A 19,555-nucleotide genomic window follows, 5' to 3' on the forward strand; every position below is an offset into this window, starting at 1 on the left:
GAATTCATTCGCTCCTGCTAGGGACTTAGCCGTCGACAGAGGTCGATGACAGCGGAGCGACCGCCATGAACACCGCCGTGAAGGCGCCGACCGTCTGGCGCCGCCTCGCCAAGCCCGTCGCGGTCATCGGCGCCGGCATTGCCGGTCTCACCGCAGCCTACGATCTGGAGCGTCGCGGCATTCGCGCGACCGTCTTCGAAAGCGGCCGCGCGGTCGGCGGCATGGCCTCCTCCTTCAAGGATTCAGAGGGTTACACCTACGATTTCGGCGCGCATTTCGTCAGCAACCGACTGGCCGATGCGATGGGGGCAAGTGCGGTCTCGCGCACGGTCCGTCACTACGGCGAGGCGGTCGCGCTCGGCAGCAAGAGCTACAGCTACCCCTTCGGCCTCGCGCTCTCGCCGCGCTACGCGGCGAGCGCCGTCTCGGCCCGCCTGCATCCCCAGCCCGTCGCGAGCGCGGCCGACTGGTTCCGCAACGCCTATGGCGAGGCGCTCGCCGAGGATGTCGCGATCCCGCTCGCCGAGGCCTGGTCGGGCGCGCCGGCCAGCGAACTCTCCCCCGCCGTCGGCAACAAGCTCGCCGCCGGCGTGATGAAGACCTTCCTGCTGAAGGCGGCCTCGCGCCTGTCGGGCAGGGCCGTCTGCAACGGCTATTCGCACGAGATGCCGGAGAGCCCGCGCGTCTATCATGTCTATCCCGAAGGCGGCGTCGCCAAGCTGCTGGAGCCGACGGTCGCCCGCCTCAGCGACAGCATCGCGTTGGAATCGAAGGTCGAGCGCGTCTATGTCGAGAACGGCAGGGTCGCGGCGGTGAAGGTCAATGGCCGCGAGATCGGCGTCTCCGCCGTGATCAGCACGGCCCCGGTCCATGTCCTGCCCAGGCTCGTCGAGGGCGCCAACGCGCTCGATGAACTCGCGGGCTTCCGCTACCGCCCGATGATCTTCGTCAATCTGCGCTTCGAAGGCCGCAACCTGCTGCCCGACACCATGCTCTGGGTGCCGGATCGCACGCAGCCCTTCTTCCGGGTTACCGAGGCACCGTTCTCGATGCCATGGCTCGCGCCGGAGGGGCGCACGCAACTGACCTTCGACATCGGCTGCGAGGTCGGCGATTCCTGGTGGACGATGTCCGACGAGAAGCTGGCCGAGGCCTGCCTCGACGGCCTCTGCCGGATCTATCCGCATATGCGCGAGCGCTATGTCGGCGCCGGCGGCATGCTGAAGACACCTTTCGCCTATCCGGTCTATCTCTCGCGCTACGAGCAGCGCCGCCAGGATTTCGCTGAGAGCACCGGTGTCGACGGCCTCTACAGCATCGGCCGCAACGGCGAGTTCGCGCATCTCCTGATGGAGGACATCTACTGGCGCACGCGCAAGCGAATGGGCGACGTCGCCAGCTATGTCGGGCAGGACGTCTGACGCCCCGCTCTAGGCCGGCCGCACCGCTCCGTTCGTATGCGTCATCACGGAATAGAGCGAGGTCGTGCCGCAGATGAACAGGCGGTTGAGCTTCGGTCCGCCCCAGCAGACATTCGCGGTGATCTCCGGAATATGGACCTTGCCGATCAGCGTGCCGTCCGGGTGGTAGATGTGGACGCCGTCGGCCGCGCTGGTCCAGATCCGGCCTTCGATATCGAGGCGGAAACCGTCGAACAGCCCGTTCGTGCAGGTGGCAAACACGTGTGAGGCGCCGAGCGTCTCGCCATCGGCCTCGACGGTGACGGCCCGGATATGCCGCGGCCCGTTCTCGGGATCATGGCTGCCGCCGGTATCGGCGATGTAGAGGATGCTTTCGTCCGGCGAGAAGGCGAGGCCGTTGGGCTTGACGAAATCATCGGCGACGACGGCGATCTCGCCGGTACGCCCGTCGATCCGGTAGACATGGCAGGCGCCGATCTCGCTGGGGGACTTGTCGCCTTCGTAGTCGCTGAGGATGCCGTAATCGGGATCGGTGAACCAGATCGAGCCGTCCGATTTCACCACCACGTCATTGGGCGAGTTCAGGCGCCTGCCGCCGAAATGGCTGGCGAGGACGGTGATCGAGCCGTCATGCTCGGTGCGCGTCACCTGTCGCCCGCCATGCTCGCAGGTGACGAGCCGGCCTTGCGCGTCGACCGTGTTGCCGTTGGAGTTGCGCGCCGGCTGGCGGAAGGTCCCGACCTGGCCGCTCAGCGCGTCGTAGCGCAGTATGCGGTCGTTCGGGATATCGGACCAGATCAACGTGTTATGGGCCGGGAACCAGGCCGGCCCTTCCGACCAGCGCGCCCCCGTCCAAAGCCGCTCGACCCGGGCCGAGCCCGGAATGACGCGATGGAACCGCGGATCGAGGACCGTAACCCCCGTGCCTTCGAGCTGGCCGAACATGTCATTCCTCCCTTTCCACCGGTCGTCATTCTCGGGCGAAGCGAAGCGTAGACCCGAGAATCTCAGGCAGAAGAGGAGCCTTCTTGTCTTGAGATGCTCGGGTCAAGCCCGAGCATGACGATGCTGCACCACGCGAGGCAATGGCCTAGAGCGCAAGCCCCGCATCCCAATAGGGCGTGGCGCCGTAGAGCTCGCCGAGATAGTCGACGAAGGCGCGCACCTTCTGCTCCATGTGCCGGCGGCTCGGATAGACCGCATAGATCGCGACGCGCGAGCCCACCGCATAGGCCGGCAGGACGCGCTGCAACGCGCCCGATTTCAATTCCGGCCCGACATCCCAGGTCGAGCGCAGGGCGATGCCGACGCCACCCAGAAGCGCCTCGCGTACGACCTCGCTGGAGTTCGTGCGCAAGGGGCCGTTGACCCTCACCGAGACCGGGCCTTCCGGTCCGTCGAGCCGCCAATGGTCGGCGTTATGGGCGATCAGGGTATGGCCCGACAGCGCGGCGATATCGGCGGGCGTGCCGTGTTCGGCGAGATAGCCCGGCGTCGCGCAGAGCACCCGGTGGTTGCGGGCAAGTCGCTTGGCGACGAGGCTCGAATCCTGCAGGTCGGCGATCCGGATCGCCAGGTCGAAACCCTCTCCGACGACATCGACGAAGGCGTCGCTCAGCACGAGCTCGACCGTCACCAGCGGGTTGGCGTCGAGGAAGCGCTTGAGATGCGGCGCGACATGCATCCGGCCGAACGAGGTCGGCGCCGACACGCGCAGGGTACCGCGCACCTGCCCGGCACCGCTCGACACCCAGGACTCGGCCTCCTCGATCGAGGACAGGATCGAGACGACGCGCTCGTAGAAACCCTGTCCGGCCTCGGTGAGGGCGAGCTGCCGCGTCGTGCGCTGGAGCAGGCGCACGCCGAGCCGCTCCTCCAGCCGGCGGATGCGCTTCGAGATCACGGCCGGCGACAGGTTGAGCTGCCGTCCGGCCGCCGACATGCTCTTGGTCGTCACCACATGGGCGAACACATCGAGATCGCCGAACCGGTCCATCGCCACGCCACCTTTTCCAATCTGGAAATAATGGCTGGCTTTGGCCGCACTGCAAGTGCCATTGAATTGATCTAATCTGCCGCGCAGAGAGAATGCCGTGCATGGCGTGTTGCGAGTCGTTGAAAGCGGAGGGGAGAGATGAGCGCGATTGCTTTTCCGGTGCCGGATGCCGGCATCCTCGCCCGCCGCGAATCGATCATCGCCGGCCTCGCGCGTCTCGTTCCGCCGCAGGCGCTGATCACCAGCGACGATGAGCGCCGCCCCTATGAGACCGATGCGCTGACCGCCTATCGGCGCATGCCGCTCGCCGTCGTCCTGCCCTCGACCACGCAGGAGGTCGCTGCCGTCCTGCGCTATTGCCGGGACGAGGGCGTGCCGGTGGTGCCGCGCGGCTCCGGCACCTCGCTCGCCGGCGGCGCGATCCCGCAGGAGGACGCCGTGGTGATCGGCGTCTCCAAGATGAACCGCATCCTCGAGATCGACTATGCCAACCGCGTCGCGCGGGTCGAGGCCGGGGTGACCAACCTGGCTGTCACCGGCGCGGTCTCGGCCGAGGGCTTTTTCTACGCGCCCGATCCGTCCTCGCAGCTCGCCTGCTCGATCGGCGGCAATATCGGCATGAACTCGGGCGGTGCCCACTGCCTGAAATACGGCGTCACCACCAACAATGTGCTCGGCGTCACCATGGTCATGCTCGATGGCTCGATCGTTGAGATCGGCGGCGCCCATCTCGATTCGCCGGGCTATGACCTTCTCGGCCTGATCAACGGCTCGGAGGGCCAGCTCGGCATCGTCACCGAGGCGACGGTGCGCATCCTGCGGGCAGCCGAGGGTGCGCGGCCCGTGCTGTTCGGCTTCCCGACCAGCGAGCAGGCGGGCGAGGCGGTTGCTGCGATCATCGGCGCCGGCATCATCCCGGTCGCGATGGAGTTCATGGACAAGCCGGCGATCGAAATCTGCGAGGCCTTCGCCAAGGCCGGCTATCCGATGGATGTCGAGGCCCTGCTGATCATCGAGGTCGAGGGCTCCGACGACGAGATGGACGCCCAGCTCGCCCGCATCGTCGCGATCGCCAGGGAGCACGGCGTGAAGACCGTCAAGGAATCGAAATCTGCGATGGAGGCGGCGGCGATCTGGAAGGGCCGCAAATCGGCCTTCGGCGCCACCGGCCGCATCGCCGATTATATCTGCATGGACGGCACGATCCCGACCGGGCAGTTGCCCTATGTGCTCAGGCGCATGGACGAGATCGTGAAGGGCTATGGCCTGCGCGTCGCCAATGTCTTCCACGCCGGCGACGGCAATCTCCATCCGCTGATCCTCTATAATTGCAACGACCCGTTCGAGGCGCAGAAGGCGGAGGATGCCGGCATGGACATCCTCAAGCTCTGTGTCGAGGTCGGCGGCTGTCTCACCGGCGAGCACGGCGTCGGCATCGAGAAGCGCGACCTGATGACCTTCCAGTTCAATCCCGAGGACCTCGCCCAGCAGATGCGGGTGAGGGCGGTGTTCGATGAGCGCTGGCTGCTCAACCCGGCGAAGGTGTTCCCGCTGGAAGGCAGGGTGGCGGCGTGATCATCCACACTCCCACCACCGAGGCGCAGGCCTGCGCCGTCGTGAAATCGGTCGTCGACAGCGCCGTGCCGCTCACCTTGCGCGGCGGCGGCACCCGTCATGGCCTCGGCCGCCCGGCCCAGGCCGCGAGCACGCTCTCCAGCGCCAGCCTGACCGGCATCACCCTCTACGAGCCGGCCGAGATGGTCATCGCCGCCCGCGCCGGCACGCCGCTTTCGCTGGTGCAGGAGACACTCGCCGCGCGCGGCCAGATGCTGCCCTTCGAGCCGATGGACCACCGCGCCCTCTATGGTAGCGAGGGCGAGCCCACCATTGGCGCTGTCGCCGCCTGCAACATCTCCGGTCCGCGCCGCATCAACGCCGGCGCCGCCCGCGATTCCCTGATCGGTGTCCGGCTGGTCAATGGCCGCGGCGAGATGATCAAGTCCGGCGGGCGGGTCATGAAGAACGTCACCGGCCTCGATCTGGTTAAACTGCTGAGCGGCAGCCACGGCACGCTCGGCTTCCTCACCGAAGTGACATTCCGCGTGCTACCGCGGCCGGAACGCATCGTCACGCTGCAATGGCGCGGCCTCTCCGACAACGTGGGAGTTGCCCTGCTGGCGAAAGCGCTGGGCTCGCCCTTCGAGCCGATGGCGGCGGCGCATCTCCCGGCCCGGATCGCTGGCGAGGAGGCGCTGACCCTGCTGCGCCTGGAGAATTTTTCGGACTCGATCGATTACCGTGCCGCTGAACTCGCGCTGCTGCTCGACGACTATGGCACGCCCGATCGGCTGGAAGGGGCAGCCCCAACCGAACTCTGGGTCGGCATCCGCGATGCGGCCTTCTTCGCCGGGAGCGATGACGCGGTCTGGCGACTCTCGCTCGCCCCGACCCATGGTCCGAAGGCCGCCGCTGCGATCACGCGGATGATCCCGGCCGCGCGCTGCTTCTACGACTGGGGTGGCGGACTGGTCTGGCTCGCAGTTCCCGCCTATGGCGATGCCGGCGCCGCCGCGATCCGCGCCGCGCTGAAGCCGCTCGGCGGCCATGCCACGCTGGTGCGGGCGCCCGATGCGATCCGCGCCGCCGTCGACGTGTTCCAGCCGCTGGCCGAGCCGCTGATGCGGGTCACGGCTGGCATCAAGACAAGTTTCGATCCCGCCGGCATCTTCGAGCCCGGCCGGATCTATGCGGGGATCTGATGACGCTCGCCGATACGCTTTCCGCCGAAACCCGCGATAGCCGTGCCAGCTGGGCCCCCAACCGGCTCAGCCCCGTCGCGCTCGTGCTTGTCGCAGCGCTGCTGATCGCCGGCGTCGCCGCGATCCTGCTCTGGATGGGCCGCGAGCCGATCTGCAAATGCGGGACGATCAAGTTCTGGCAGGGCACGGTGGTCTCTTCCGAGAACTCCCAGCACATCGCCGACTGGTACACCTTCTCGCATATCATCCACGGCTTCCTGTTCTACGGCTTGTTCTGGCTGATCCGCCGTATCACCGGCCTGCCGATCTCCTTCGGTCTCGCGCTCCTCCTCGCGATCCTGCTCGAAGGCGCCTGGGAGATCACCGAGAATACCAACGGCGTGATCGAGCACTACCGCTCGGCGACGATCTCGCTCGACTATTACGGCGACAGCGTCCTGAACTCGGTCTGCGACATCCTCTCGATGGTACTGGGCTTCCTGATCGCGCGCCTCGTGCCGGTCTGGCTGACTGCGACCAGCGCATTGGCGATGGAGCTGATCGTCGGCTGGCTGATCCGCGACAACCTCACCCTCAACGTCATCATGCTGCTCTGGCCGATGGACTGGATCAAAGCCTGGCAGGGCGGGGCCTGAACGATGCAGACCAACTTCACTCCCGAGCGCCTCGCCTCCGATCCGCGCATGCCGGCCTCGGAGAAGATCCTGCGCACCTGCGTACATTGCGGCTTCTGCACCGCGACCTGCCCGACCTATTTGCTGCTCGGCGACGAACTCGATTCCCCGCGCGGGCGCATCTACCTGATCAAGGACATGCTGGAGAACGGCAAGCCGGCCACACCGGAGGTCGTGACCCATATCGACCGCTGCCTCTCCTGCCTCTCCTGCATGACGACCTGCCCGTCCGGCGTGAACTACATGCACCTCGTCGACCATGCCCGCGCGCATATCGAGGAGACCTACACGCGCTCCTGGCATGACCGTTTGCTGCGCAAGGTGCTGGCGGCGGTCCTGCCCTATCCCGGCCGCTTCCGCGCGGCGATGCTGATGGCGCTGGTCGCCAAGCCGCTGGCGCCCGTTTTCGGCGTCATCCCTGTAATCGGCTCGCGCCTGAAGGCGATGCTGGCGCTGGCCCCCGCGCGCCTGCCGACCCGTTCCGCCATGGAAGGCCCGCAGAACTTCCCGCCGCCGACCGAGCGCAAGCGCCGCGTCGCCCTGCTCTCCGGCTGCGCCCAGCCCGTGCTCGATCCCGCCATCAACGAGGCGACGATCCGCCTGCTCAACCGGCATGGCGTCGAGGTCGTGCTGCCGAAGGGGGAGGGCTGCTGCGGCGCGCTGGTCCATCATATGGGCCAGGAGCATGATGCCCTATCCTTCGCCCGCACCAATATCGACGCCTGGATGGCGGAGATCGACGGCGAGGGGCTCGACGCCATCCTGATCACCGCCTCCGGCTGTGGCACGACGATCAAGGATTACGGCTTCATGTTCCGCAACGAGCCTGCCTATGCCGAGAAGGCGGCGACGGTCTCCGCGCTGGCGAAGGATGTGACCGAGTTCCTGGAAACGCTGGAGCTTGCTCCGGTCCGCGACGTCGCGATGCCGATCGCCTATCACTCGGCCTGCTCGATGCAGCACGGCCAGCAGCTCAAGGACGGGCCGAAGCGACTGTTGTCGGGCGCCGGTTTCAAGGTCAAGGAGGTGCCGGAGGGCCATATCTGCTGCGGCTCGGCCGGCGTCTACAACATCCTCCAGCCCGAGATTGCGGGGAAGCTGCGCGAGCGCAAGATCGGAAATATCGAGCGCACGAAGCCGATGCTGGTCGCGACCGGCAATATCGGCTGCATGACCCAGCTCGCGAAGGGTTTTGCGGACAAGGGCGCCACCACGCCGGTGGTGCATACGGCTGAGCTGCTCGACTGGGCGACCGGCGGGCCACTGCCGGAGAAGCTGGCGCGGGCGGGGATCGAGGATCGGCCGCTGCGCGTTGCGACACTCGCGGCGGCCGAATAGCCAACAAACGCGTCATGCTCGGGCTTGACCCGAGCATCTCCTGCCGAAGGGGGCGTAGGCGCCTTCTCGTCGCGAGATTCTCGGGTCTGCGCTTCGCTCCGCCCGAGAATGACGCCCCGCGACTTGCTCCCTGCGTCGCGGCGGTCTAACCCGCCTCGTACGTTTTGTACCGCACGCCCCAATCCGAGTTCGCCCCCATGTCCGCCGACAAGCCCATTCCTGCCAAGCTGAAGGCCCGCCAGCCGCGCGGCTTCGTCGATCGCGGCCCGGCCGATGTCGCCGCCACCGAGCGTATGCTCTCCGTCATCCGCGAGAGCTTCTCGGTCTATGGCTTCGATCCGGTCGAGACGCCCTTCGTCGAGTACACCGACGCGCTCGGCAAGTTCCTGCCGGATCAGGACCGGCCGAACGAGGGCGTCTTCTCCTTCCAGGACGATGACGATCAGTGGCTCTCGCTGCGCTACGACCTGACGGCGCCGCTCGCCCGCTATGTCGCCGAGAATTTCGACGCGCTGCCGAAGCCCTATCGCAGCTATCGCGTCGGCTATGTCTTCCGCAACGAGAAGCCGGGGCCGGGCCGCTTCCGCCAGTTCATGCAGTTCGACGCCGATATCGTCGGATCGGGCACCGTCGCGGGCGATGCCGAGATCTGCATGCTCGCCGCCGACACGATGGAAAAGCTCGGCATCAAGCGCGGCGACTACGTCGTGAAGGTCAACAACCGCAAGGTGCTCGACGGCGTGATGGAGGCCATTGGCCTCGGCGGCGAGGAGAATGCCGGGCGCCGGCTGACCGTGCTGCGGGCGATCGACAAGCTCGACAAGTTCGGGCCGGAGGGCGTGCGCCTGCTCCTCGGCGAGGGGCGGAAGGATGAGAGCGGGGACTTTACGAAGGGCGCGGGGCTTCACTCGGATGCAATTGACGAAATTCTAGGGCTTTTGAATGCGGCTGAAGCCGATGACATGGTTCAGGACGCTATTGCGCTCTTTCCGACCGATTATGAAGCAATCCAAACCATGAGTGGTTTAGGCTTCGTCGATGAAGAATTTAAAGCTGACGATTCGGTGGCTGCTGCCGCCGTCGCGCGTTCAAGATTCATGATCAACGACAAATATCGAGCCGGAATTCAGGAACTTACAAATATATCTGCTTTGTTGCAGGCCGCCGGCTACGGCCCCGACCGCATCCGCATCGACCCCTCCGTAGTCCGCGGCCTCGAATACTACACCGGCCCGGTCTACGAGGTGGAATTGACCTTCCCGGTCACCAATGAGGACGGACAGGTCGTGCGCTTCGGCTCCGTCGCGGGCGGCGGGCGTTATGACGGCCTTGTCGGCCGCTTCCGCCCCGAGCCCGTGCCGGCCACCGGCTTCTCCATCGGCGTCTCGCGTCTCTTCTCGGCGCTGAAGGCGGTGAAGTCTCCGATCGTCGACAGCCGCAACGAGCTTCCGCTCGTCGTCGTCACCGCGATGGACAACAAGTCGCCGGAATTCATGCCGGGCTATCAGGCGATGGTCTCGGCTCTCCGGCAGGCGAAGGATGAGAACGGTAGGCCTTTGCTGCGCGCCGATCTCTATCTCGGGGCCTCCGGTTTCAACGCCCAGATGAAATATGCCGACCGCCGCGGCGCGGTCTGCGCGATCATTCAGGGCTCGTCGGAGCGCGAGGCCGGCACGGTCGTCATCAAGGACCTGATCCTCGGGGCCGAGCTCGCCGCCGCCAGCCGCGACGTCAAGGATTCCGCCGAGCATAAGGCCAAGCAGGCCGAAGCCCAGTTCGCCGTGCCGGTCGCGGAACTGGTCGAGGGCGTGAAGCGGGTGCTGGCGCGACATTCGTAAAGGGCGCTGCCGTCATGCTCGCCCTTGGGGCGAGCATCCACGTCTTGAGCGCAGCCTCAGTCGGGCGAAGACGTGGGTGGTCGGGACGAGCCGACCATGACGAAGGCGGCTCCCTTCGATTCCCGTTCACCCATTTCATTCAAATCCCTCGAAAACCGGCGGCGCGACTGCTAGGACGGCGCTCGCAACAGGACAGGACGAGCCGTGCCCGCAAGCCGCGCCAGCATCGAGACCGTGATCGCGCTCTTCGCCGGCGAGGGCTATGCCCATGCCGAGCCGGCGATCCTGCAGCCGGCCGATGTCTTCCTCGATCTCTCGGGCGAGGATATCCGCCGCCGCATCTTCATGACGCAGGATGCAGAGGGCCGCGACTGGTGTCTGCGCCCGGAATACACCATCCCCGTCGCGCTCGATCACATCGCCTCGGGCAAGACCGAGCCGGCGGCCTATGCCTATGCCGGCCCGGTCTTCCGCATGCGCTCCGGCGAGCCGGGCGAGTTCCTGCAGGCGGGACTCGAATCCTTCGGTCGCGGCGACTTCACCGCCACTGACGCTGAGATCATGGCGCTGGCTATCGATGCGACGGCCATGCTCGGCCTCGCCGAACCCCGCATCGTCATGGGCGATGTCGCCGTGCTCGGCGCGCTGCTCGACGGACTGAACGTCCCGCAGGGCGCTCGCCGCCGGCTGGTCCGCGCCGTGGTGCAGGGCAAGGGCGCAGAGGCCGTCGACGCGCTCGATCCCCCCCGCTGCCGAGGGCGAGGCCGCCCATGCCGGCCTGCTCAAGGCGCTGGAAGGGCAGGACCCCAAGGCTGCCCGCGCCTTCGTCGAGGACGTGCTCTCGATCGCGGGAATCTCGACCGTGGGCGGGCGCTCCGCCGCCGATATCGCCGAACGCTTCCTGGCGCGCGCGGCCGAGCGCGAGAACCCGGTCAATGGCGACGTCAAGGCGCTGCTGGCGCAGGTACTCGCCGTCTCCGGCGATCCCGATGCGGCGTCCGCTTCGTTGCGTGCGCTCGCCGACCAGGCTTCGCTCGATATCTGCCGCCAGCTCGACGCTTTCGACGAGCGCACCGGCTTCCTCGCCGCCCGCGGCGTCGATATCGGCGCGATCCGCTTTTCGGCCGGCTTCGCCCGCAATCTCGACTACTATACCGGCTTCATCTTCGAGCTTCACGACACCGCCCGCGGCGACGGCAAGCCCGTGGCCGGCGGCGGCCGCTATGACAACGTCCTCGGACGTCTGGGCGCCAGCCGGCCGATCCCGGCTGTGGGCGCCTCGCTCTGGCTCGACCGCCTGACGGGAGACGCCGCATGAGCCAGTTGCCCGACAACGACGCCCCGCTCGTCCTCGCCGTGCCCTCCAAGGGGCGCCTGCAGGAGAACGCCACCGCCTTCTTCGGCCGCGCCGGCCTGAAATTCGTCAAGTCGCGCGGCGAGCGCGACTATCGCGGAGCCATTGCCGGCGTCGACGGCGCGGAGGTGGCCTTCCTCTCGGCTTCCGAGATCGTGGCGCAGCTCTCCTCCGGCGCCGCCCATGTCGGCATCACCGGCGAGGACCTCGTCCGCGAGCAGCTTTCCGATGCCGACGCTGCCGTCGAGATGCTGACCCCGCTCGGCTTCGGCCAGGCCAATGTCGTCGTCGCCGTGCCGCAGGCCTGGATCGACGTGCGCAACATGGCCGATCTCGACGACGTCGCCTCCGCCATGCGGGCTCGCCACGGCAAGAAGCTGCGCGTCGCCACCAAATACGTGAACCTGACCCGCCGCTTCTTCGCGCAACACGGCCTCGCAGACTACCGCATCGTCGAAAGCCTCGGCGCGACTGAGGGCGCGCCGGCCGCCGGCACGGCCGAGATCGTGGTCGACATCACCACGACCGGCGCGACGCTCTCCGCCAATGCGCTCAAGGTGCTCGACGATGGCGTGATGCTGGCGTCTGAGGCCAATCTCGTCGCTTCGATGCAGGCCCCCTGGGGCGAGCGCGCGAAGGCGGCGGCCAAGACCATCCTGTCGCGCATCGCGGCCGAGGAGGAGGGGCGGACGGTTCGCGAGATCCGCGCCCGGCTCGATCTCGCCACTGAGACGCTGGCCGGGTTGGAGGAGCGTTTCGGCGCGCGCCTGCCCTTCGGCGCACCAGTGACCGGAACGCCGCTGACGCTGCACTGCCCGGACAAGGCGGTCTTCGCACTGGTCGAGCATCTCGACGGTCTGGGTGCCGGCGATATCACCGTCAGCGCTCCCGCTTACGTCTTCCGCCGTGCGAACCGCCTGCTGGAGCGTTTGAACGCCCGCATCTGATGCTGCGCGGCAGCATCGGAATGACGGGATCGCCTGCGGTTCAGTCTTGATCCCGAACCAATTGGCCTCTAGGCGTGTTAACCGGTTTGGCGGCACGTCGCGTTGCCGTGCGAGTGAATGCGGGTAAGACGATCATGATCCGACGCCTTGGCCTTGCGGCCGTTCTTGCGGCACTGGCCGTGCCGATGCTGATGCCGGGCGAAGCAGCTGCGCAGCGCCGGGGACCGGCGATTTCTGCTGAAGAGCGGGCGGGGGGCGGCACGCCAATACCGATGCCGCAGCAGGAGAAGACCTTCCCGCTGGGCGCGAGCTGGAGCGTCGTGGCGCTGAACGGCAAGCCGGTCCAGGATCGGCGTGCGACCCTGATGATCGACCAGAACCTGCGCGGCACGGGCTTCGGTGGCTGCAACACCTTCTCGGCCTCCGCCTATCCCTTGCGTCAGCAGGGGCTGGCGGTCGGCCCTATCGCCTTGACCAAGCGCAGCTGCGACAAGGGCCTGCTCGATTTCGAGAAGGCGTTCCTGATTGCGCTGCGCGCGACGAACAAATGGGATATCGTCAATGGCCGCCTCGTCCTGAAGGGTGGGGCCGGGGAATTGACGCTCAGCCGCTCGCTTTGATGGGCCGCCCCGTCGCCGGGGCATCGCCGCAGGCGGATAGAAACAGGGTCGCGTGAGCGACCCTTTTTCGTTGCGGGATAATGGAGACGGCCGCCTTACGCGGCCGGCGCTTTGACGGCCGGCGTCGGCGTGAAGGTGCCGTCCGCATTGGGCTCCATGGTGACGATGGCGTCGTGCATGGCGCGCAGCGTCGCGCGGTGACCGATCGAGACGATGCGGGTGTGCGGCAGTTCGCGATCGATCGTCGCGTAGATCTCGCCCTCCAGCTTCTCGTCGAGCGACGCGGTCGCCTCGTCCAGGAAGAGCCAGTCCGGCTTGCTCAAGAGCGCGCGCGCGACAGCGAGCCGCTGCTGCTCGCCACCCGAGAGGCGCTGGCCCCACAGGTCGACTTCGTCGAGCTTCTCAGTGAGATGGCCGAGCTTGACCTTCTCCATCGCGGCGCGGATCGCGGCGTCGTCATAGGCGCCTTCCTCGGCCGGGTAGGCGAGCGCCGCCCTGAGCGAGCCCTGCGGCAGGTAGGGCCGCTGCGGCAGCAGCATGATGTCGGCCTCGGCGGGAATGCCGACCTTGCCGTCGCCGAAGGGCCAGATGCCGGCGATGGCGCGGAACAGCGTCGACTTGCCCGAACCGGAAGGGCCGATCAGCAGCGTCGAGCGCACGGTCCCGAGATCGAGCGCGCCGAGCTTCACGATCGGCTTGCCGTTCGGCAGGAGGAGCGTCGCGTCGCGGATATGCAGGCTCTCGTCGCGCGAGCTCTCGCGGCCGAGCGCCTCCTCGCTGATCGCGCCGTGCTGTGCCTCGGCGATCGCCGCCTCGAATGTCGTCAGACGGCTGATGGCGGCGAGATACTGGGCGATCGAGGAATAGCTGTTGATGATGAAGGACAGCGCCGCCTGCACCCGGTCGAAGGCCCCGGCGACCTGCATCATGACGCCGAGCGTGATCGTGCCGGCGAAGTAGTAGGGCGCCAGGATGATCGTCGGCATCACCACGCTGAGCTGATTGTAGGAGAAGGTGAAGCTGGTCAGCTTCAGCCGGCGCCAGACCAGGCGGTAGAAATTCTCGACGATGTCGCCGAAGCGCCGGGCGAGATGGGCGCGCTCCGTCGGCTCGCCGACCATCAGCGCGATCTGCTCGGAATACTCGCGCAAGCGGGCCAGGGCGAAGCGGAAATTCGCCTCCCGCTTCTCCTGCTCGAATTCGAGGCGGATCAACGGGCGACCGATCAGATGCGTGATCCAGGTCGCCGCCGCCGCGTAGAAGAACGCTACCCAGAAGATGTAGCCGGGGATCACAAGCCCGGTGCCGGGCAGGGTGAAGACGGCCGGGACGCTCCACAGCACGATCGAGAAGGAGACCAGCGTGGAGACCTGCGAGAGCAGAGGCAGCGCGAAGTTATAGGTCTGGTTGACGAAGGAGCGCGTGTCTTCGGCGATACGCTGGTCGGGGTTGTCGACGGTGCCGGCGAGCGCGATCCGGTAATGCGTCGCATGGTCGAGCCAGCGCTGGCTGTACTCCTTGGCCATGAACTGCCGCCACCGGATCAGCAGGGTGTAATTGGCGATGAGCTCGATCAGCCCGGAGATGACCCAGATGCTGGCCCAGGGCACGAAGACCTGGAGCTGCTGATACCAGAATGCTGATGCGTCCTTGTTCTGCAGGGCGTCGTACATGTCGCGGCTGAAGAACGAGATCCTCAGCGTGATGCCGACCTGGGCCTGGTTGATCACGATCAGGAAGACGAAGAGCGCGACGGCGAGCCGCCCCAACCGGACCTGGAACGGCCCGATCGGCCAGAGGTTGCCGGTCGTGACCTCGTCGGATTCGAAAAACGGCGAGGCGATGCGCGCGATGCGCCCGATCACCGGCACGAAGGAGATCGCGTAGATCAGGATCGCGAAGACGCCGACGGTCGTCGGCAGGCTGGTCGGCACCGGCGGGAGGCCGAGTGTCGTGGGCCACCAGCCGAACTGCGCCGCGATCGCTGCTCCACCAAATACGAGGTATTCGATCGCGAAGACGCTGGAGAAGATGCGCAGGAAGAAGGGCAGGACCGGCGAGCGGAAGGTCACCACCGCCAGCAGCAGGCCGATGACGCCCATGCCGATCAAGGCGGCTGAGCCGGCCTGCTGGCCAATGACCAGCGTGGCGGCCGCCAGCGCGGCGACGAGGATGCTCAACAAGCGCATGGGTGGGAATCCTGGCGGGGAACGGTGAAAGCCACGATTCGGACCATGTCGCAGCGGGCGTGGCCTTTCAATGGCGACGCGCCCGGATGAGCAAATTGTCATCTGGCGGAGAGGTGGCCGCGAGGCGCCAAACCACCCAGGGGACCGGCTTCTAGAAAAACGCGCGGTCATCCCGGGCGACCGCAGGGAGACCCGGGATCCATGCCGGAACCTTCGCCGGGGAAGTTCCGGCATGGATCCCGGATCGGCGCTGCTGCGCAGCTTGTCCGGGATGACCCGCGCTCTTGCAAAATGTCGTGCGGCGCGTCTGAAAACGAAACACCCCGGACGAGCGTGGCGCGTCCGGGGTGCCTGGCTGGAAGAGGGCGGGGCGGCTGCCCGCAGGTTACTGCGCGGCGACGATCTTGCCGGCGTCCCACTTGTACATCGAGAAGCTCGGCGAGCTCAGGTCGCCGGTCTTGCCATAGGTCAGCGTGCCGATCGCGGTCTTGACCAGCATGCCCGACTGCAGCGCCTTGGCGGCGCCATTGGCATCGCCCGGCTTGCCGGCCTTCTCGATCGCGGCCTTGAGCACCTCGACGGCGGCATAGGCGTTCAGCGTGAAGGCCTCCGGCGGGATGCCCTTCTCCTTCAGCGCCGCGACGGCCTGGGCCGAGTCGGGGTTCTTCAGCGCGTCGGTCGCGTTGGTGAAGAGCGTGCCGGTGGCATGGTCGCCGCCGATCGCGGCATACTCGGTGTTGGACAGGCCTTCGCCGCCGATGATCACCGCCTTGACGCCGGCATCGGCGAGCTGGCGCGCCAGCAGGCCGCCCTCGGGATGATAGCCGCCGAAATAGATCGCCTCGACATTCGCGGCCTTCAGCCGCGTCACCACCGCCGAGAGGTCCTTGTCGCCGGGATTGACGGTCAGCGCGATGACCTCCTTGAGCCCGCCGGCATTGATGCCCTTCTGGAAGGCATCGGCCAGGCCCTTGCCGTAGGTGCCCTTGTCGTGGACGATCGCGATCTTCTTGTCCTTGAGGTTCTTAAGGACGTAAGTCGCGGCGATGTCGGCCTGCTGGTCGTCGCGGCCGCAGGTGCGGAAGACATTGGTCAGCCCGCGCGTCGTCAGCGCCGGCGAGGTCGCGGTCGGCGTCACCATCAGCACGCCGCTCTCCGAGAACACGTCCGAGACCGCCATGGCGACGCCGGAGGTCACCGGGCCGACCACGAACTTGACCTTCTCGCCGACCAGCAGGTTGGCGGAGGAGACCCCCTGCTTCGGATCGCCGGCATCGTCGGCAAGCTTCAACACAAGCTTCTCGCCGAGCACGCCGCCAGCCTTGTTGATGGCGTCGACGGCGGTCTGGGCGCCGTTCTTGACCTGGTCGCCATAGGCGGCGACCGGGCCGGTCAGCGGCGCGACGAGCCCGATGGTGATGTCGGCCTGCGCAGCCTGGGCGGAGAGGAAGAGGGCGGCGGCCAATGCGGCGCCCGACAAAAGCTGTGACTTTTTCATCTGCATCTCCCTACGACATGCAACTTTAGCGCGCGATCCTGTTCGGGATCGCTTGCAACCTGTATAGGCCAGGAAGCCGACGGAGGGCACTGCCCAAGCTTTCATCAGCCTTGGCGGGAAATGCATGGCGGTGTGGCAGGAGGCGCCCGCGCTCAGCCGCTGCGTGCCTTGCGCTGGGCTTCCAGCTCCTCGGTGACGGCGATCACGTCGAGATAATCCTCGTGGCGGGCCGGCGCATAGCGCGAGACATGGCCGTCGGTGAAGCTCTTCCACGCCTCGGGGGCGGCCTCCTTCATCGCGTTCATCGCAGCGACGAAATCGTCCTTAAGCCCCTGCGGCAGGTTGGCGCGGACCGAGAACGGGCTCGCCGGGATCAGGGGCGAGGTCCAGAGCACGCGGGTCGAGCCGGACGGGATCATGCCCTTCTGGGCCAGCCGCTGCGCGACGCCATGCTCCGCATTGACCTGATAGGTCGCGACGACGTCGAATTGGCCGCGCACCAGCGCCAGCACCGAATTGTCGTGGCCGCCGGAGAAGACCGTGCCGCTGAAATGGGCCTTGGGGTCGATGCCCTGCTTGCGCAGGAAATAGGCGGGGAAGGCGTAGCCGGAGGTCGAGTTCGGATCGGCGAAGGCCATCACCTTACCCTTGAGATCGGCGAGGCTCTGATAGGCGCTGTCGGCCCGCACCAGCAGCACGGAGTAATAGCCTTCCTGCCCTTGGTTATCGACGTCACGGATCAGCGGCTGGAGCTTGTCGCCGAGCACGCGGCGGCCGAGCGCGTAGACCGCAGGCCCGAAGCGGGCGAAGTCGACCTGGTCGGCGCGCATCGCCTCGACGAGGCCGGCATAATCCGAGACCCGGAAGAAGCGCACGGGCACGCCGAGGCGCTGCGTCAGGTAATCCACCATCGGCTGGGTCCGGGCGATCGCGCCGGCCTCGTTCTCGGCGGAGGAGACGCCGAAGCGCACCTCCTTGATGCCCTGCCGCCAGTCCGCGCCTTGAGCGAAAGCAGGAGCGACGCTGCTGGCGGCGAGGCCGGCAAGAAAGGAACGGCGTGTCGGCATGATCATCTCTGTCGCGGTGAGTTTTGATGGCGCCTCGATGCGCGCCCGCGACGACGGCCGGATGGCGGCCGGATGACAGTGCCGTGAAACGAAAAAGGCCCGGCTTGCGCCGGGCCTTCCGTAATTGCCTGAGAGGCTGGATCAGAAGTCCATGCCGCCCCCGAAACCGGGGTTGCCCGGTTTCGGAATTCAGACGCTTTGGGCGTCTGGACTTCCTCAGAAGTCCATGCCGCCCATGCCGCCGCCGCCCATCGGGGGCATCGGCGAGTCCTTCTTCGGCAGCTCGGCAACCATCGCCTCGGTGGTGATCAGCAGGCCAGCGATCGAAGCCGCGTCCTGGATCGCCGTGCGCACGACCTTGGTCGGGTCGATGATGCCGGCCTTGACCAGATCGCCGTACTCGCCGGTCTGGGCGTTGTAGCCGTAGGTGTAGTCCTTCGACTCGAGCAGCTTGCCGATCACGACCGCGCCGTCATCGCCGGCGTTGTCGACGATCTGGCGGGCCGGAGCCATGATCGCCTTGCGGACGATCTCGACGCCGGTCTTCTGGTCGTCGTTCTGGGTCTTGATGCCCTTGACCGAGGACAGGGCGCGCAGGAGCGCAACGCCACCGCCGGGAAGGATGCCTTCTTCGACCGCAGCGCGGGTCGCGTTCAGGGCGTCGTCGACGCGGTCCTTCTTCTCCTTGACCTCGACCTCGGTCGCGCCGCCGACGCGGATGACCGCGACGCCGCCGGCGAGCTTTGCCAGACGCTCCTGGAGCTTCTCACGGTCGTAGTCCGAGGAGGTCTCCTCGATCTGGGCCTTGATCTGGCCGACGCGAGCCTCGATGTCCTTCTTCTTGCCGGCGCCGTCGATGATCGTGGTGTTCTCCTTCTCGATGCGCACCTTCTTGGCGCGGCCGAGCATCTGGAGGGTCACGGTCTCGAGCTTGATGCCGAGGTCTTCCGAGATCATCTGGCCGGCGGTCAGGATCGAGATGTCCTCGAGCATGGCCTTGCGGCGATCGCCGAAGCCCGGAGCCTTGACGGCCGCGACCTTGAGGCCGCCACGGAGCTTGTTGACGACGAGCGTGGCCAGGGCCTCGCCCTCGACGTCCTCGGCGATGATGAGCAGCGGCTTGCCGGTCTGCACGACGGCCTCGAGGATCGGCAGCATCGCCTGGAGCGAGGACAGCTTCTTCTCGAAGATCAGGATGTAGGGGTCTTCCAGCTCGGCGACCATCTTCTCCGAGTTGGTGATGAAGTACGGCGAGAGATAGCCGCGGTCGAACTGCATGCCCTCGACGACGTCGAGCTCGGTCTCGGCGGTCTTGGCTTCCTCGACGGTGATGACACCCTCGTTGCCGACCTTCTGCATGGCGGTCGAGATCATCTTGCCGACCGACTCGTCGCCGTTGGCCGAGATGGTGCCGACCTGCGCGACTTCCGCGTTCGACGTGACCTTCTTGGAGTTCTTTTTGAGGTCGGCGACGATGGCCTCGACAGCCAGGTCGATGCCGCGCTTCAGGTCCATCGGGTTCATGCCGGCCGCAACCGACTTGGCGCCTTCACGGACGATCGCCTGGGCGAGAACGGTGGCGGTCGTGGTGCCGTCGCCGGCGTGGTCGTTCTGGCGCGAAGCGACTTCGCGGACCATCTGGGCGCCCATGTTCTCGAACTTGTCGGAAAGCTCGATCTCCTTGGCGACGGTGACGCCGTCCTTGGTGATGCGCGGGGCGCCGAACGACTTCTCGATCACGACGTTGCGGCCCTTCGGGCCCAGCGTCACCTTCACGGCATTGGCGAGGATATCCACGCCGCGCAGCATCTTGTCGCGGGCATCGGTGCCGAATTTGACGTCTTTAGCAGCCAT

The 19,555-nt window shown here is 66.8% G+C and carries 15 protein-coding genes and 1 pseudogene; 10 read left to right on the forward strand and 6 right to left on the reverse strand.

The features are described from left to right. Positions 1 to 65 precede the first annotated feature (65 nt). Positions 66 to 1,421, forward strand: a complete 1,356-nt coding sequence (locus ACFJGT_RS05165) for a protoporphyrinogen/coproporphyrinogen oxidase (RefSeq protein WP_377846540.1) — start codon at positions 66 to 68, stop codon at positions 1,419 to 1,421. A 9-nt stretch (positions 1,422 to 1,430) separates the two neighbouring features. Here the strand turns inward: ACFJGT_RS05165 and ACFJGT_RS05170 are convergent, their stop codons facing one another. Together ACFJGT_RS05170 and ACFJGT_RS05175 are read right to left on the reverse strand one after the other, a co-directional pair. Beyond that, on the reverse strand, positions 1,431 to 2,366 hold the full coding sequence (locus tag ACFJGT_RS05170; protein WP_377846542.1) for an SMP-30/gluconolactonase/LRE family protein: 936 nt from the start codon (positions 2,364 to 2,366) through the stop codon (positions 1,431 to 1,433). 145 nt (positions 2,367 to 2,511) lie between these two features. Beyond that, positions 2,512 to 3,417 carry a LysR family transcriptional regulator gene (locus tag ACFJGT_RS05175; RefSeq protein ID WP_377848927.1) on the reverse strand — a complete coding sequence of 302 codons (906 nt, stop codon included), beginning with the start codon at positions 3,415 to 3,417 and terminating at the stop codon, positions 2,512 to 2,514. 138 nt (positions 3,418 to 3,555) lie between these two features. Between ACFJGT_RS05175 and ACFJGT_RS05180 the strand changes: the two genes are divergently transcribed. The 9 genes and pseudogenes from ACFJGT_RS05180 (at position 3,556) to ACFJGT_RS05220 (ending at position 12,947) form a co-directional block, all read left to right on the forward strand. Beyond that, on the forward strand, positions 3,556 to 4,992 hold the full coding sequence (locus tag ACFJGT_RS05180) for an FAD-binding oxidoreductase (protein WP_377846545.1): 1,437 nt from the start codon (positions 3,556 to 3,558) through the stop codon (positions 4,990 to 4,992). Beyond that, the gene (locus ACFJGT_RS05185) at positions 4,989 to 6,176 is read left to right on the forward strand and encodes an FAD-binding protein (RefSeq protein ID WP_377846547.1); all 1,188 of its coding nucleotides are present in this window, start codon (positions 4,989 to 4,991) and stop codon (positions 6,174 to 6,176) included. Before ACFJGT_RS05180 ends, ACFJGT_RS05185 begins: the two co-directional genes overlap by 4 nt. Further along, positions 6,176 to 6,811: a DUF2585 family protein gene (locus ACFJGT_RS05190; RefSeq protein WP_377846549.1), complete on the forward strand. Its 636-nt coding sequence runs from the start codon at positions 6,176 to 6,178 to the stop codon at positions 6,809 to 6,811. Before ACFJGT_RS05185 ends, ACFJGT_RS05190 begins: the two co-directional genes overlap by 1 nt. Before the next feature lie 3 nt (positions 6,812 to 6,814). Then, on the forward strand, positions 6,815 to 8,188 hold the full coding sequence (glcF, locus tag ACFJGT_RS05195) for a glycolate oxidase subunit GlcF (RefSeq protein ID WP_377846551.1): 1,374 nt from the start codon (positions 6,815 to 6,817) through the stop codon (positions 8,186 to 8,188). Positions 8,189 to 8,385: 197 nt separating this feature from the next. Then, complete coding sequence (hisS, locus tag ACFJGT_RS05200) at positions 8,386 to 10,026, forward strand: histidine--tRNA ligase (RefSeq protein ID WP_377846554.1); 1,641 nt, start codon at positions 8,386 to 8,388, stop codon at positions 10,024 to 10,026. 234 nt (positions 10,027 to 10,260) lie between these two features. Continuing rightward, positions 10,261 to 10,704 (forward strand): annotated as a pseudogene (locus tag ACFJGT_RS05205) (ATP phosphoribosyltransferase regulatory subunit); the annotation flags it as partial. Positions 10,705 to 10,888: 184 nt separating this feature from the next. Then, positions 10,889 to 11,344: an ATP phosphoribosyltransferase regulatory subunit gene (locus ACFJGT_RS05210; RefSeq protein ID WP_377846556.1), complete on the forward strand. Its 456-nt coding sequence runs from the start codon at positions 10,889 to 10,891 to the stop codon at positions 11,342 to 11,344. Beyond that, positions 11,341 to 12,327 carry an ATP phosphoribosyltransferase gene (gene hisG, locus ACFJGT_RS05215; RefSeq protein ID WP_377846558.1) on the forward strand — a complete coding sequence of 329 codons (987 nt, stop codon included), beginning with the start codon at positions 11,341 to 11,343 and terminating at the stop codon, positions 12,325 to 12,327. Before ACFJGT_RS05210 ends, hisG begins: the two co-directional genes overlap by 4 nt. Before the next feature lie 134 nt (positions 12,328 to 12,461). Then, a complete protein-coding gene (locus ACFJGT_RS05220; protein ID WP_377846561.1) occupies positions 12,462 to 12,947 on the forward strand; it encodes an META domain-containing protein in 486 nt (161 codons plus the stop codon). A 95-nt stretch (positions 12,948 to 13,042) separates the two neighbouring features. Here ACFJGT_RS05220 and ACFJGT_RS05225 read toward each other — a convergent pair whose 3' ends face one another. The 4 genes from ACFJGT_RS05225 to groL form a co-directional block, all read right to left on the reverse strand. Continuing rightward, positions 13,043 to 15,136 carry an ABC transporter ATP-binding protein/permease gene (locus tag ACFJGT_RS05225; protein WP_377846563.1) on the reverse strand — a complete coding sequence of 698 codons (2,094 nt, stop codon included), beginning with the start codon at positions 15,134 to 15,136 and terminating at the stop codon, positions 13,043 to 13,045. A gap of 385 nt (positions 15,137 to 15,521) precedes the next feature. After that, positions 15,522 to 16,634: a branched-chain amino acid ABC transporter substrate-binding protein gene (locus tag ACFJGT_RS05230; RefSeq protein WP_377846565.1), complete on the reverse strand. Its 1,113-nt coding sequence runs from the start codon at positions 16,632 to 16,634 to the stop codon at positions 15,522 to 15,524. Positions 16,635 to 16,786: 152 nt separating this feature from the next. Next, a complete protein-coding gene (phnD, locus tag ACFJGT_RS05235) occupies positions 16,787 to 17,701 on the reverse strand; it encodes a phosphate/phosphite/phosphonate ABC transporter substrate-binding protein (RefSeq protein WP_377846567.1) in 915 nt (304 codons plus the stop codon). Between the two features lie 216 nt (positions 17,702 to 17,917). Further along, on the reverse strand, positions 17,918 to 19,555 hold the full coding sequence (gene groL / locus ACFJGT_RS05240; protein ID WP_377846569.1) for a chaperonin GroEL: 1,638 nt from the start codon (positions 19,553 to 19,555) through the stop codon (positions 17,918 to 17,920).

The organism is Allobosea sp. UC22_33 (genome assembly GCF_042700715.1).
Lineage (GTDB): Bacteria > Pseudomonadota > Alphaproteobacteria > Rhizobiales > Beijerinckiaceae > Allobosea.

What these genes read in the sequence shown, in the direction of transcription:
- hisS (WP_377846554.1), top strand. Translation starts at nt 8,386, where the DNA reads ATGTCCGCCGACAAGCCCATTCCTGCCAAGCTGAAGGCCCGCCAGCCG.
- glcF (WP_377846551.1), top strand. Translation starts at nt 6,815, where the DNA reads ATGCAGACCAACTTCACTCCCGAGCGCCTCGCCTCCGATCCGCGCATG.
- ACFJGT_RS05220 (WP_377846561.1), top strand. Translation starts at nt 12,462, where the DNA reads ATGATCCGACGCCTTGGCCTTGCGGCCGTTCTTGCGGCACTGGCCGTG.
- ACFJGT_RS05225 (WP_377846563.1), bottom strand. Translation starts at nt 15,136, where the DNA reads ATGCGCTTGTTGAGCATCCTCGTCGCCGCGCTGGCGGCCGCCACGCTG.
- ACFJGT_RS05180 (WP_377846545.1), top strand. Translation starts at nt 3,556, where the DNA reads ATGAGCGCGATTGCTTTTCCGGTGCCGGATGCCGGCATCCTCGCCCGC.
- phnD (WP_377846567.1), bottom strand. Translation starts at nt 17,701, where the DNA reads ATGCCGACACGCCGTTCCTTTCTTGCCGGCCTCGCCGCCAGCAGCGTC.
- hisG (WP_377846558.1), top strand. Translation starts at nt 11,341, where the DNA reads ATGAGCCAGTTGCCCGACAACGACGCCCCGCTCGTCCTCGCCGTGCCC.
- ACFJGT_RS05175 (WP_377848927.1), bottom strand. Translation starts at nt 3,417, where the DNA reads ATGGACCGGTTCGGCGATCTCGATGTGTTCGCCCATGTGGTGACGACC.
- ACFJGT_RS05165 (WP_377846540.1), top strand. Translation starts at nt 66, where the DNA reads ATGAACACCGCCGTGAAGGCGCCGACCGTCTGGCGCCGCCTCGCCAAG.
- ACFJGT_RS05230 (WP_377846565.1), bottom strand. Translation starts at nt 16,634, where the DNA reads ATGAAAAAGTCACAGCTTTTGTCGGGCGCCGCATTGGCCGCCGCCCTC.
- ACFJGT_RS05190 (WP_377846549.1), top strand. Translation starts at nt 6,176, where the DNA reads ATGACGCTCGCCGATACGCTTTCCGCCGAAACCCGCGATAGCCGTGCC.
- ACFJGT_RS05170 (WP_377846542.1), bottom strand. Translation starts at nt 2,366, where the DNA reads ATGTTCGGCCAGCTCGAAGGCACGGGGGTTACGGTCCTCGATCCGCGG.
- groL (WP_377846569.1), bottom strand. Translation starts at nt 19,555, where the DNA reads ATGGCTGCTAAAGACGTCAAATTCGGCACCGATGCCCGCGACAAGATG.